At 67.4% G+C, this 12,927-nt stretch carries 8 protein-coding genes; 5 read left to right on the top strand and 3 right to left on the bottom strand.

Annotated elements, in window-relative coordinates:
* Positions 1 to 85 precede the first annotated feature (85 nt).
* A complete protein-coding gene (locus JNW87_RS24780; protein WP_238454481.1) occupies positions 86 to 3,082 on the bottom strand; it encodes a type ISP restriction/modification enzyme in 2,997 nt (998 codons plus the stop codon).
* Between the two features lie 1,220 nt (positions 3,083 to 4,302).
* Between JNW87_RS24780 and JNW87_RS24775 the strand changes: the two genes are divergently transcribed.
* The 3 genes from JNW87_RS24775 (at position 4,303) to JNW87_RS24765 (ending at position 7,230) form a co-directional block, all read left to right on the top strand.
* Positions 4,303 to 5,139 carry a DUF2637 domain-containing protein gene (locus JNW87_RS24775; RefSeq protein WP_255544295.1) on the top strand — a complete coding sequence of 279 codons (837 nt, stop codon included), beginning with the start codon at positions 4,303 to 4,305 and terminating at the stop codon, positions 5,137 to 5,139.
* A gap of 438 nt (positions 5,140 to 5,577) precedes the next feature.
* Entirely contained in the window at positions 5,578 to 6,513 is a 936-nt protein-coding gene (locus tag JNW87_RS24770; RefSeq protein WP_238454479.1) for a replication-relaxation family protein, read from the top strand.
* A gap of 573 nt (positions 6,514 to 7,086) precedes the next feature.
* The gene (locus JNW87_RS24765) at positions 7,087 to 7,230 is read left to right on the top strand and encodes a hypothetical protein (protein ID WP_238432884.1); all 144 of its coding nucleotides are present in this window, start codon (positions 7,087 to 7,089) and stop codon (positions 7,228 to 7,230) included.
* 268 nt (positions 7,231 to 7,498) lie between these two features.
* Here the strand turns inward: JNW87_RS24765 and JNW87_RS24760 are convergent, their stop codons facing one another.
* Positions 7,499 to 7,978: a GNAT family N-acetyltransferase gene (locus JNW87_RS24760; protein WP_238454478.1), complete on the bottom strand. Its 480-nt coding sequence runs from the start codon at positions 7,976 to 7,978 to the stop codon at positions 7,499 to 7,501.
* On the bottom strand, positions 7,975 to 11,034 hold the full coding sequence (locus JNW87_RS24755; protein WP_238454477.1) for an orotidine 5'-phosphate decarboxylase / HUMPS family protein: 3,060 nt from the start codon (positions 11,032 to 11,034) through the stop codon (positions 7,975 to 7,977). The genes JNW87_RS24760 and JNW87_RS24755 overlap by 4 nt, the downstream gene beginning before the upstream one ends.
* Before the next feature lie 315 nt (positions 11,035 to 11,349).
* Here JNW87_RS24755 and JNW87_RS24750 point away from each other — a divergent pair, with 315 nt between their 5' ends.
* Positions 11,350 to 11,733: a zinc ribbon domain-containing protein gene (locus JNW87_RS24750; RefSeq protein WP_238454483.1), complete on the top strand. Its 384-nt coding sequence runs from the start codon at positions 11,350 to 11,352 to the stop codon at positions 11,731 to 11,733.
* A gap of 168 nt (positions 11,734 to 11,901) precedes the next feature.
* A partial coding sequence (locus JNW87_RS24745; protein ID WP_238454482.1) for an APC family permease occupies positions 11,902 to 12,927 on the top strand: 1,026 nt, incomplete at its 3' end.

Here is a 12,927-nt window from a genome sequence, read left to right as displayed (position 1 = left end):
GTGATCAAAACGGTCAGGACCATCGGCGTCATCCCGCCACGCCGCAGACCCCCGGATACCCACCCAACACCATGATCAACTTAGGCTACGCGGCATTGGGACCGAGGGCTCCTTCGCCAACGTACAGGGTCGAGCTGTCCCGATCGTACGTGATGCATTCGGGCATGTGGCCAGGCGTCCCTGGTATGGGCGCAAGGACATCAGGCCGCAGTTCCCGCGGGGGTCCTTGTGGACGGCCGGCCGCTGAGCAGACATAACGCTCACCGTAGGTCTGGAGCCAGATTACTCGTTCACCAAGCCCGACTGCTCTAAGCCAGAGTTCGGGGTTCGATGTCAACGGAATCCGTAGTCCCGGGGTGCGAAGCTCCGAACAGAATCGTGTCGGGAAGCCGGGATGCGACGCCACGGCGGCAACATAGGCGAGCACGTCGTCGCAGGTAATGTTGATCCCGAGCTGACGGGAAAGGTGCTCGATCAAGCCAGGCGCGATGTTGGGTCGATCACCGCTGGCGTCACGGTATTTAGGTAGTACCTTGCCTCCGTGATGGCCCATGTAGTGGTGGGTATCCGGCACTTCAGCGGCGAACACGACGGCCGGTCCGGAAGTTACCGATTCCGCGAATAATGTGGTCAAATACGTTTGGTGCGTTCCATATGTAGACCAGAGATCGGGACGGGCGAAGTCGACTACCCTCCGGTCGGCGATGACGTACTGCCGGTCGAAGCTCCGGAACGATATGCGCCTGATGGAAACCTGAGGATCGATGTCACCAGCCAGTGACGCGGGCTGACCGGTAGCGTCGAAGTGCGGCGAGAATGCGAGGCCGGTTTTCCTATCCCGAGTTTCCTTCATGAGCTCTGGCCGTTCTGCTAGGGGAGCCAAGCTCAGGCGCCGCCACCGCTCGGCCAGCGTTTCTTCGTCCGGCGCGTAAACCCATGTTCGGTTGGGTTTGATACCTGGAGATTGCCACGGCATCAGGTCGGCGAGCGCAATACAGTCGTTCCATGTGGCCTGCGATGCGGGACGGAAGGGTGCTGACCACTTCGTTGGGCAGTCCAACCAGCGACCGCTTGCGGCAGTCAGTGTCTGGAGGGCGTCGAATTTTTCTTGCCTGGTCCCGGAGAGGGCAATGTAACGAATCCTGGCGGGTGTTGCTGTATCGGCCGTCTTGCTGCGTCCGAACACGCCGATGCACAACGGCTGCTGCACGTCCGGGAAGACGCGCGTCGGCACCTCGGGCTGGTGCCCCTCAGGAGAGAGATCGATGATCCAACCCCAGTCCGCTTGCCTTCGCAGGTACTCGCGCATGCCGGCGAAGCCTGGTCCGGTCGTATAAGCCGACGTGCAGACGAATGCCACGACTCCCTCGGGATGCTCAGGATGCGCTTCGAATACCTTCCAGGTGGCCCAGCGCCAGAAGTAGATGTTCAAGTTGTGCAGTTTGAATTCGAGTCGGCCGGTACCCGTCCCTCGAAAGGCGTCAAGCATGCTCGACTTTCCCTTGTTGCTGGCAAGTACGAGCCCTCCCTGACTCTTGGCGCGTTCGAGGTAGGGTGGGTTGCCGAGAACGACCATGACTCGTTCCTCGGTCTTGACCTTGATTGCCTGCGCCCGGGAATCGGCGATTGGGCGGTATACGTACGGGCTGACAAGCGTCTCCACGTTAGGATCGTCTAGGGTGTCAGTGACGTAGAACCTGACCTTCTCGTCGGTGACTTCCAATCCCCGGGCTGCGAGATCCTGGTGCAGCCGTAGTTCCGCTACGGCGAAAGGCGCGATCTGGCGTTCAAAGCCGACTAATCGGCCGAGGAGGGCACGAAGTTCGGCCGGCTCGTCCCCGTGGTCAGCCGCAATCGTCTCCGCTACACGTGCAATGACGCTCAACAGGAAGGTGCCGGTGCCCATAGCCGGGTCGACGACGACTACGTCGCGGTCGGCGAGGCCGAGCCGTCGTCGCAGCTTGTCGTGCAGGATGCTGTCGACGAATTGGACCATGAAGTCTGCAACTGGCTGCGGCGTGAAGTAGGAGCCACTTCCCCGTCGCACTGCTGGGTCGTACAGCTCCAAGAAGTGTTCATACAACTGGTCGGACGTGTCGGTCCGCCAATCCGTCCAGTCACTGGCCGCGATGGCGCGCCGCAGCGTTTGCAGAGCCACGCTGCGCTGTTCAATGCTGGGACCACCGTGGTCCTCGGTGAGGATAGCCAGCGCTCGCCCGACGAGAAGGTGGTTCTTTGCCAGCTCTCGCCCGAGCGTCGGCAGTTCCTTGCCCTCGAACTCGATTCCTGACCGGCGCGCCAGAAGCAGCCCGAATGTGACGGTCTGCGCGTAAGCGTCGGCGAACAACTCCTCGCTCAAGTGCGGAAATAGCCAGGTGCGCCAGTCGGCTAGATGATCACTGAAGAGCCGTACCCTCCCGCCGAGCCGCTCTTGACCAAGGGTGTCCAACACCTCGTCGCGCAACAATCGACAAAGTCGTGCCGCGTCTCGGACCAGATGTTCGAGGCGGCGATGTGGACGTGGACGCCACGCAAGGAAAGCATGGAGCACGAGCGCCAGGTTGGCGTCTGCGGGTCGAAGCCGCGCACCGGCCCGGTGCAGGTCGCCTTCCATCCGTGCCACTGGCCCCTGCAGTTCTCCCCAGCGATATACCGCGAAGGACTGACCGTCGCTGTACAGAACATTTGGAAGCAACTGAAGCTGGACCCATTGCTTACGCTCCCGCGCCGTGGGATGCCAACCGTGGCTGGGAACGCCCCGACCCGGCGCCTTGAGTTCCACATACCCAATCGGGGCTCCGTCGACGTCGATCAAGTAGTCAGGGCGGATAGCCAGATCCGGGAGGCGGACCTCGCCATGCGCCCTAACCGGGCAGCCGATCGCCCGTCCAGCCGCACTGAGAAGCTCGACCATTGGCGCCCGCAAAGTGTCCTCCGGAGCAGCCAGGCCCCGCTGAAGCACCGGCGCGACGGAAGCACCGAAGCGAGAAACTGCTGCCTCAAGCAGGGCGCCGTACGCCTCAGCAGAGCCCCGAGGGCCGGGCACTTCGGCCGCGCTGCGGGTGCGGGCGCTCCTAGCCATGCGCCCTCGTCTGGACCGGGTGAGTCGGGCGCATGCCGCAACCACCCGGCTCGCCATGGCTACCCGAAGTCATCGACCGACCTCCCGCCGTGTCCTCACAGCATGCGGCAGGCAGCGAGAGAGATCAATGCCGACAGTGCAGATCTAGCTATCCCGCATGATGCCCATAGGTCCGCACAGCAGAGCCCCGGTCCCTGCGACACCCAGGTCAGGCTGGCGACTCTGGCTGAGTGGTCACTGGACGCGACCGGCTGGCTCGGTGGTTTCCTCGCCGACCTGAGCGCTCAGCACGGCCATCACACCGGTGTTGCTCGCCGCTGACCGACCGAAACGACCGCAGAAGCTGATGCGACAGCGCCCTGGCATGCGGGCTGGCGAACGCCCTTTGCCCGACCCCGCGTCGAGTCCACACGCGAAGATCTGCATCTCAGCAAGTGAGCCTGCCAGAGTAGTTTTTTGCCGCGTCGGGCCGGACTGAGGAGGACCACGACGAACGCAGGCGGAGCCTTTAGCACCTAGCCGGACTGTTGGCAAGACTCGGTGATCAACCTGTTACGAATCAGTGGTTGACTTCATCGGTTTTCCGGGGCGTAATGGAGTTACGTTCCCGCAGCGCCGGTTGGCGCAGTCGGCCACACACGCAGCGGGCAGGCACCCCGGACGGGGTGCCTGCCGTTGTTCGTACCGACGCCGCGCGGGGGCGTGGAGAGTAGGGAGGCCCCCCGCATGAAGGATCGCCTGTCGGCGAGTTGAGCCGCCGCACCACCTGAACGCTTCTATGGCGCTGCCGGTGGTCAGTGTTGATCTGGTGTGGCTCGGCTTGGCCGTCTGCCCTGTGTCCGCGCGTCGAAACGCAGCCCTGTTGTGCGGGTTGTGGCGATGCCTGCTGCCCTGGTGTCTGCCCCTGCGCGGGGTGTGGCGTGTCCGTTGACTCGACCATAGCGACTGTTTGCCGTGCCCTGCACGCACGAGGGGTCCGCCCGGCCGGGCGTCACCCGGCAGGGTCGCGCCTGTCCAGAAGCTGACCCGAGTGGGCAGGCGCGACCCAGGGCGGACCCTCTCCCTGCCGCATTTGCAACCTACAACCTAGTTCGAGGAGCAGAACGTGATGTCGCACCACACCAACCCGTCCGTGACGGCGGCTGCCGTCGCGGACCGCCGTCACACGACAACGCCGACCGCGGCCGTGCACGCGCCGCCTGGACCCAGGTGGTGGGCCGTTGGCGACACCTGACCAACGACATCCCGACTCACCGACCCCGGTGGCTACGAGGCGGGGGCGGTGGGAGGACCGCGCCCAGGTGGCGATCATGCTGTTGATCGGCGGCGCGGCCGGCGCGGCGTCGTTCACGCACGTGCACGACGTCGCCGCCGCGCACGGGCAGCCGGGCTGGCTGGCCTGGGCCGACGCGATCGTCCTGGAGTTGATGTCGATCGCCGCCGGTCTGGAGCTGCGCCGCAAACGGCGCCTCGGCACGTCCGTCGCCTTCCCCGCCGCGGTGCTCGTGGTAGCGGTGTCGCTGTCCCTGGCGGCGCAGGTGGTGGAGGCGGAGGCGTCGGTGATCGGCTGGATCGCCGCCGCCCTACCGGCCCTCGGGTTTCTGGCGATGGTGAAGATCGCCCTCGGCCGCGCCGACCCCACCCCGCCCAAGCAGACCGCGCGGCCCGAGCGGACGAAGCCCGGACCGCCGCCCGCTGTCGACGCGTCGGTCCCGGACACCGGAGCGCCGGTCCCCGTCACCGCCACCGCGGTCCTGGACCGCGGGACCGCGGTCCCCGCCGTCGCGGACCAACCCCCGGCGGTCCTGGATCGCCGGGACACCGAGATGACGACAGACGAGGACGGTCCGGAGGTCGCCGCGCTGGTCCCGGCCGCCCGGACCGCCGCCCGCGCCCTCACCGCCGAGGGGACACCGCTGTCCCGCAAGGCCCTCGCCCACCAGCTACGCGCGGACGGACACCAGCTGTCCAACGCCACCGCCTCCGCGCTCGTGCGCGTCCTCCGTGCCGAGACCACCCCGCCCGAACCGGATCTGTCACAGCGGGAGGCCGCGTGACAGAGCTTCGACTCACGGCTTCTGTCAGAGTAGGCCGCCGCTGTCAGGCCCGCATCCACGTCTGCCGGGAGACCCGGCAGCTGACACCACCTGACCAGACCTGTCAGCGCGTGTCTGCCCGCTGCGGCGGGCGGCGCGCGCACCGCATACCCACCCACATCTTCGACCTTGGAGCAGCAATGATGACGACCCCACCCAGCGACCTTCAGCGGCGTCGCCGGCTGGACCCATGCAGGCTTGCACGGCACCGTCGCTCGGCATTCATTGTGCCCGGCGGTTCAGCAGTCAGTGTCGATCTCCGTTCTACCGTCCGTCTTGATGCTGACCCCCAACCTGACCTCTCACGGCCGCTCACAGCCCAGGTCAGCCCCGCTGTTAGTGGTCTGGGACCGCTCCAGACAGACCCTCCAGTCTCGGGTCTCCCCCCAGGGGCTGCCCGTGGGTAAACACCTACCGACCGCGGATCCGCTGCTGCGCCTGCAGGCCAGCATCACCGCCCGCGACGACCGGCTCCTCGGTTGGCTCTACGACCACGGCGTGCTCACCACCGACCAGATCGCCGCCGCCTTGTTCCCTTCCCTGGACTTCACCCAACGCCGCCTGCGCCGCCTCACCGCCCTGCGGGCGGTGGACCGCTTCCGACCCAACAAGGCCGACGGCGGCTCGTACCCCTACCACTACGTCCTGGACCAACTCGGCTACGACCACGTCCACGCCCAACGCGGACTCGCCCGAGGACGCCGGGACCAGGCCCGCCGCCGCAAACAATCGTTGACCCGCCGGCCGGACCTGCCGCACCTGCTCGGCGGCAACCAGGTCTTCATCGACCTCGCCGCCCACGCCCGCACCCACCCCGAGGGCAACCTGGTCCGCTGGCAGCCCGCGTCGGCCTACCACGAACCCGGCACCCTCTACCGTGAAGGCGCAGACCCGCACATCATCATCGCCGGAGCGACCGGCTTCCCCCGCCCGGACGGCGCCGGGGTGTGGACCGAGCGCGGACGGTCCGTGCCGTTCTTCCTCGAGTACGACACCGGGCTCGAACACCTCCAGGTCCTCACCGACAAGGTCATCAAATACGAGCGGCTGTACACGATGAGCACCTGGGCGTGGCCGGTGCTGTTCCACCTCCCCTCCGCACGAAGGGAGGCGAACCTGCACCACCGCCTCGCCGGCATCGGCTTGCAGACGGTCATCGCCACCACCACCGCCGACCTGCGCACCGCCCTCGCCGCCAGCCCCGCCCACCAGGTCTGGCAACTGCCCGGCCGCGCCGGCCGTCACCGACTCATCGACTTGCCCTACACCGACACCCACCACGACGACCACTACCCCACCTACGACCAGCCCGCCCCGGACGAGAGGGACGCCTGATGAGGCAAGGCGGCACACCCGGCGCGTGCGGCGGCCTGAAGGCCGCACACGCCGCCGAAGCCACCCGCACGTGCCAACCCGGCCGGGGCGGTAGCCATCGCCCGCCGTACGGGCGCGCACCGAGGCGACCGGAGCGGACTGCGCCTCGAACGGGAGCTGTCAGAGTCCGTCAGCCGCGCCGCGCGGCGACAGCGCCCACGCCCGCCCATGAGAGGCATGCCGCTGTGAGTCGCTGTGCGTGGCGAACACCTCCACTTCCGCGGTCACCAGAGGTACCGTCCACGGCCCCCACCGCTCGTCGAGCCGCCGCCGACTCCGGCTCTGGCGGAACCCGGCGATCGTTCTTGAACGAGTCCCTACCACCGACAAGGAGATGCCCATGGCCCCACTCGTCGACCTCACGCCACGAGCCGTCCTGGGAGGGACATGGCCACACGCCGTGACCAGGCATCACGCGCGAACACACCACACCCGTCGCCGCCGACCCCGCCCACGCGGACAACCGGCGGCGAGGCCCCGACCGCACACCCCGACCCCGACCGCGAGCCTGCCGTTCTGCCGGGGACGCTGTCGATGGCCCGCTACCTGACCGACCCCGACACCGAAACCGAGATCCAAGCACTGGCCGCCGAAGCCGGCCTCCCCACCGTCGACCAAGCCGCCACACTCGCCCGCCTACTCCGCCTGCATCAACCCGCACCGCCACGCGCCGCGTGACCTGCGCCCGCCCTGCCTGGGGCGGGCGCAGCCGAGGCCGCCAGTCCCAACTCTCGCGGGCAGGACATCGTCGACAGCGGCAAAGCGAGCAGACCGACTTGGCGTACGTCGCCCGGACGGAGATGTCACGCGGGCCCGAGCACGTCTTCTGACTGCCCGTAGAAATGCGCGGGCTGATGCTCACGCCACAACAGCGCTGCTGCCCATCCCCGTCGCGGAGGTCCACGCGGCCGTGCACGTCCAGCCGCCGCCCGCGTGGCGCCCGAATCTAGGCGCCGATCGGTCGCTCATACACGGCGCGGTGCTTCCCCGGCCCCTTGTAATCGGAGATCACGGACACGCCTTGCTCGGTGGTGTCTCCTGAGCGGTTACTGAAGCCCAAGCCGAGCCACGCACTGTGCGCGGCTTGGTTGCCGGGTTCCGAGGTCAGGAACAGGCGCCGGCATCCCCAGAGGGAGCCTTGGCGGTGAACTTCTTCCACGAGCGCCCGCGTTACCCCTTGACGGCGGTGGCTGGGGTGCGTCATCACGTCTTGCAGGTATATCTCTGACGGGTCGACCTGGCTTCGGAAGGCGATCACGCTGCCGACGACCTGCCCGTCGATGATGGCGAGTGGGCAGGTGTTGGCGAACAGCGTGGCGTACAGCCAGTAGTCCGATGAGCCCCGCAGCCTGATGTACGGCTCTCCCAGCGCCAGCAGTTTCTCGAGGTCGGGAATCCGGTCGACCGTGAGCGGCGCGATGATCATGAGCGGTGTCCTTCGGTGAGTTCGATCGAAGCGGCGAGGTCCCGCGCGGCGACGGCGGGATCCAGGGAGTCGGTGACTCCGCGACCGACGACGAGGATGTCCCATGAGCGTCGTCGACTGGCCTCAACGTCGGTGGGTTCGAAACCACCGGAGACCGCGACCGGCAGCTTCGTCCACGACCTGATGAGTTGTGCCTGGTCGAGAGGGTGAAAGCCGGCCACGCCCAGGTCGATGTTCGTGGTGATGGCGAAGCCGTCGACTCCCGCGCGTTCCATGTCCTGCACCCAGTCCTGGACCAGCCGGCCCTCGGGCACGTCGATCATGACGGGGACGCCCAACCGTCTGCTCGCTTCGGCCGCTGCGGACACGCTGGCGATGCTGGCGGGTCCGATGAGTAGTACGACGTCGGCTCCGGCCTCGGTCGCGAGAACCACCTGGTCGCGCCCCCAGTCTGCGGACATCATCTCGGCGACGATCCACGCACCAGGGGTTCGCTGCTTGACCGCGCTGATGGCCTGGACGCCGACGCTCTTGATGAGCGGGTCGCCGATCTCGATGAATTGCACGCCCGCGCTGGCTGCGGCCTGCGCGACGGCGATCGCGTGGTCGACGTCGCGTACGTCGAGCGCGACCTGAAGGGCGCGTCCGCCTCGGAGACGCCGGAAGGCTTCCTTGCCGATACCTGCGGCTGCGCTCGTGGCTGTGCCGTGGTGTTCGAGCAGGTTGGCCTCGGTGCGTACGAGCCAGTCCTTCGAGGCGACGCCTTGACGGATCAGAGCCGACTGGACGTTCGTGGGTAGCCGTAGGGCACCGGTACGGATCTCGCGGAGCAAGCCGAACAGAGCACTGCGGGAGGAGTCCTCGTCCTGTAGGGGTTTCCTGCCGCATTCGAGTAGAAGTCGCTGGGCGGCGACTCGAACGTTTCGAGGGCCATGGCGCCATGCTTCTTGGCCCCGGATGACAAGGTCGGCGGCCGAGTTCTCGTCTCCAACTCTGAAGGACAGCCCTTGGAGGAGACGTTCGCGGACATGCCAGTTGCGGTCGTCGAGGAGCGTGGGCAGTAGGTGTTCCAGACCGGGTGCGGTCGACTGGCCGGCGGCTTCGGCGGCGGCAGCGCGGACTTTGTAATCACGGTCCGCGGTCAACGACTCCATGATCGAGATCACCGTCTGCTGGGGGATCGCGTGACTCGCTCGGATCCCCTCGGCGAGGGCGGCGCGGGCTCGCCAGTCGGGATGGGCGAGGAGTGTCTTCAGCTCCTGGGAAGTACTGTCGTCAGCGGTGAGGAAGACGTAGAAGTGTCGGGCGAGGAAGACCGCGTCCTCTACGGTGTCGAGCTGCGCGAGGCGGACGAAGTCGTGGACAGCCGCGACAGGCAGCTGCGTCTCGACGCACGCCACGATGTCGGACCAGACTGCCGGCCCGAAGCGACGCAGCACCCGCAGCATCCAGCGGGGGTACTCCCCGCCCAGTGCCGTCGCGGCTGCGTTGGTGTGCAGGAGGGCTCTGGCAAGCGGTAGGCCATTGTCGTGCAGGCACCGGGAGGCGCACACGCGCAGCACCTCGGCGGTCGCGAAGGCTGGACTCTCGCCGGTCAGTTCGAGCATCAACGGCAGCGTTTCGGTGATGCTGATCGACGGCGACTGAGCGACGGCCGCCAGCAGCTCCGGTGATGTCGCATCCAAGCCCTGCAACAAGAACTCCAGGACGCCTCGCAAGTCGCCCGACAGGCTCGTGCGAGCAGCAAGGTCGTTGAGCAGCTCGATGGTGACGGTCGAACGTCCGTGAGACTCGATGAGCTGGGCGAGCCACCGTGCGAAAAGAAACTCACGAATCACGTCGTGATGGAATGTCAGGCTGCCGGACGGGCCGGACCGAACGAGTCTCGCGATCGGGAACGCGGTGAGGTCACCGACGTTCCCTGGCGGGTTGGCTTTGATCGCAGGAAGCAGCTGGTGCGGCCATGCCGCAGCGAGCTGCCTCCGCGCGAGTGCCGTCAGGTCCGCCGTCGCGCGGTCGACGTCCAGGCTCGCCGCCTTCAAGATCGAGGCGACGCAGAATTCCACGAGCCGGTAGGCGTTGGCTTGCCCGAGCGGCTCGGTCGACTTGGCGGCCCGGATGAGGCTCATGTACAGCGGCAGGCGGGCCAGGTTGCGAATCTTCGGAGGCAGGGCGTCGAACGGAGGTTCATTGGAATGCCGCTGCGCGTTCCACACCTCCCGGGCGGTGGGGGCGTCCCAGCGGTCCAGCCGCAGCGACGGCTCGGCACCCTGACCCTGGCCCTGACCGGGCATGACCGCTGCCGACAGGACGGGGTAGGGCGCGAGCTCGATCTCCGGCGGTGTGCGCAGTACGAGGAGAAACCTCAGGTTGCCCGAGAGCACCTGCCGCAGCGTGCCGTCGAGCTGGCGGCAGACCTTGTCCACCACTGCGCGGGACTGGGGGCTGTCGATGACGACGAGCAGCGGCCGGGACAGGTTCCGGCTCTCAACCTCCAGGGTCAGCAGGGGATCCTCGCCGGCCGGCTGGGATCCGTATCGGAGGATCTCCCGCGCCAGGTCGGTGTCCTCGGTCCACGAGTCCGCGGTCAGCAGCTGAACATCCACTCCGGGTGCCCGCGACGCCAGGTGGCGGGTGAAGCTGGTCTTGCCGCAGCCCGGAGGCCCGATGATCAGATAGACGCGCGTGGTCGAGGCGAGGAAATCCGCAACCAGGCGCTGGATGTCGGCCGGGGGCGTGTACGCGAGATCATCGGGTTGCTGGCCGCCAAGCGCCGCGAGGACGGCGGCCGTCCGTTCTTGGGAGCGGGTACCGAGATCTTGCCTCGTGGGCCGGCTGCCGTCGGCAGGCACGGTTGAGGCGCTCGGATCTGCGGTCGCTGACGCCTTGAGGGTCTGGGCGAACCGCTGCTTGACCTCGGCCGGCGACCTGGCCAGATCGACATCGAGCATCTGTTGGGTCTCGTAGCGCATGCGGGTCGCGGCACCCCGCTTCTCCCAGTTGGAGATGGCCGCCGGGTTGACGCCCAAGTGCTCGGCGAATCCGCGCACACTCATGCGTAGAGCCAGGCGTAATGCTTTCGCCTCGCGGCCGGTCCACCGCCGTACCGTCTCCACGGGATTGCCCCCAGGCCATGTACTCAGCGTCATTGTCGCAGTCGGCAGCGTAGTAGACGACGGCGGGCGTAGACGAGCTGAAACTAGGACAACACTAGAACGTCCACGCGTCGTCAGGGGACGGGCCGGACCCGCAGGCTGGTCGCACAGACAACCACGGCGATGGATTGGGCGATCGGAGGTCGCCACACTTCCACCGCTGTGGCCAGCCCTCGCGTTTGCGAGCAGCGGTAGTGGTGGAGGTGCCCCGTGGCCATGAACGTACGAAGCGACATCGTGCGCGACCGCGTTCGCCGTGTCGCATCCCGCCGCAGCGGTGAACGGCAGGCGCAGTCGGAACCGCCTGTCTCGAAGGTCTTCACCCTTGAGGGGCTGCTGCTCTGCCGCGGTTGCGGCACGTCGCTGCAGCCCGTGCGGATGCTCGGTCAGCGTGCCTACCGAGGACCCTGCGGTTGTCGGCTGGCCGCCGTGGATGCCGAGGACATCGAACAGCTCGTCCTGGAGGCGGTGGCGGCGCCAGCGCCGGGGTTGGTGGCGGACGCGGCACCTGAGGAACTCGGCGGCATTTTCCGCCGCTTGTTCGTCGCCGTGCGGGTCGGCGGCTGCGCCCAGGACTTGTCCATCGTCTGGCGCCTCTAGCAGCCGATCCAGCAGTTCCTGGCTATGCGTCTGCCTGCTGAGCCGCTGCCGCCGCTTGCCCAACTCCATCACCGCCGCGAGAGCGCCGGCATCGATGACCGACAGGAAGGAACGAACCACCATGTACACCAGGCAGACGGCGCCGCCACCGAGATTGGCGTGGCGCAGGTGCCGCCGGACTCGTCGCGGTTCGGGTACCGGCCGGAGCTGCGCCGCTCGCTCGGCTTCGCCGACCTGCTCTTCTACGGGCTGGTGTTCATGGTGCCGATCGCGCCGATGGGCATCTTCGGATCCGTCTACGCGGGTGCCGGCGGGATGGTCGCGCTGGCGTACGTCATCGGCATGGTGGCGCTGGTGTTCACCGCCGCCTCGTACGCCCAGATGGTCAAGGCGTTCCCCCTGGCCGGCAGCGTCTACAACTACGCGGGCCGGGGGATCGGCGCACCGGTCGGCTTCCTCGCGGGCTGGGCCATCCTGCTGGACTACGTGCTGGTGCCGAGCCTGCTGTACCTGATTGCGGCGGTAGCGATGCACTCCACCGTACCGGCGGTCCCGGTCTGGGTCTGGCTGGTCGGCTTCGTGCTGCTCAACACGGTGGTCAACTACCGCGGAATCCGGATGACCGCCCTGATCACCCGCGTGATGCTCATCGGCGAAATCATCGTCCTGGTGATCTTCCTCGCCGCAGCGGGTCGTGCTCTCGCGCAGGGCAAGGGACAGGGCTTCTCCTGGACGCCGCTCTACAACCCCGACACGTTCACCTGGACCCTGGTGTTCGGCGCGGTGTCGATCGCCGTGCTCAGCTTCCTCGGCTTCGACGGCATCTCCATGCTCGCCGAGGAGAACAAGGGCGGCGCGGGACAGATCGGCCGTGCCATGGCCGCCGCGCTGGGAGTTGCCGGACTGCTGTTCATCACCCAGACCTGGATGGCCGCGCTGCTGGTGCCCGATCCGGGTGGCCTGCTCGCGAACGGTGACCCGGACGGGACGGCGTTCTACGACGCCGCGCGGCTCGCCGGTGGGCCCTGGCTTGCCACCCTGTGCGCAGTCGCTACCGCCGTCGCCTGGGGCGTGGCGAACTCCCTCGTCGCGCAGGTCGCCACCTCACGGCTGCTGTACGCCATGTCCCGCGACCGGCAACTGCCGAAGTTCCTCGCCACGGTGTCGGTACGCCACAGCGTGCCCACCCACGCC

It is taken from the genome of Micromonospora sp. ATA51, from assembly GCF_016802855.1.
Classification (GTDB): Bacteria; Actinomycetota; Actinomycetes; order Mycobacteriales; family Micromonosporaceae; genus Micromonospora; species Micromonospora sicca.
Note: the sequence above shows the minus strand (reverse complement) of the source record. Positions and strands in the feature narration are given on the sequence as shown.

Bases quoted from the DNA above. Each gene is read 5' to 3' on its own strand.
- JNW87_RS24780 (WP_238454481.1), bottom strand. From the start codon at position 3,082: ATGGCTAGGAGCGCCCGCACCCGCAGCGCGGCCGAAGTGCCCGGCCCT.
- JNW87_RS24765 (WP_238432884.1), top strand. From the start codon at position 7,087: ATGGCCCGCTACCTGACCGACCCCGACACCGAAACCGAGATCCAAGCA.
- JNW87_RS24760 (WP_238454478.1), bottom strand. From the start codon at position 7,978: ATGATCATCGCGCCGCTCACGGTCGACCGGATTCCCGACCTCGAGAAA.
- JNW87_RS24755 (WP_238454477.1), bottom strand. From the start codon at position 11,034: ATGAGTGTGCGCGGATTCGCCGAGCACTTGGGCGTCAACCCGGCGGCC.
- JNW87_RS24750 (WP_238454483.1), top strand. From the start codon at position 11,350: ATGAACGTACGAAGCGACATCGTGCGCGACCGCGTTCGCCGTGTCGCA.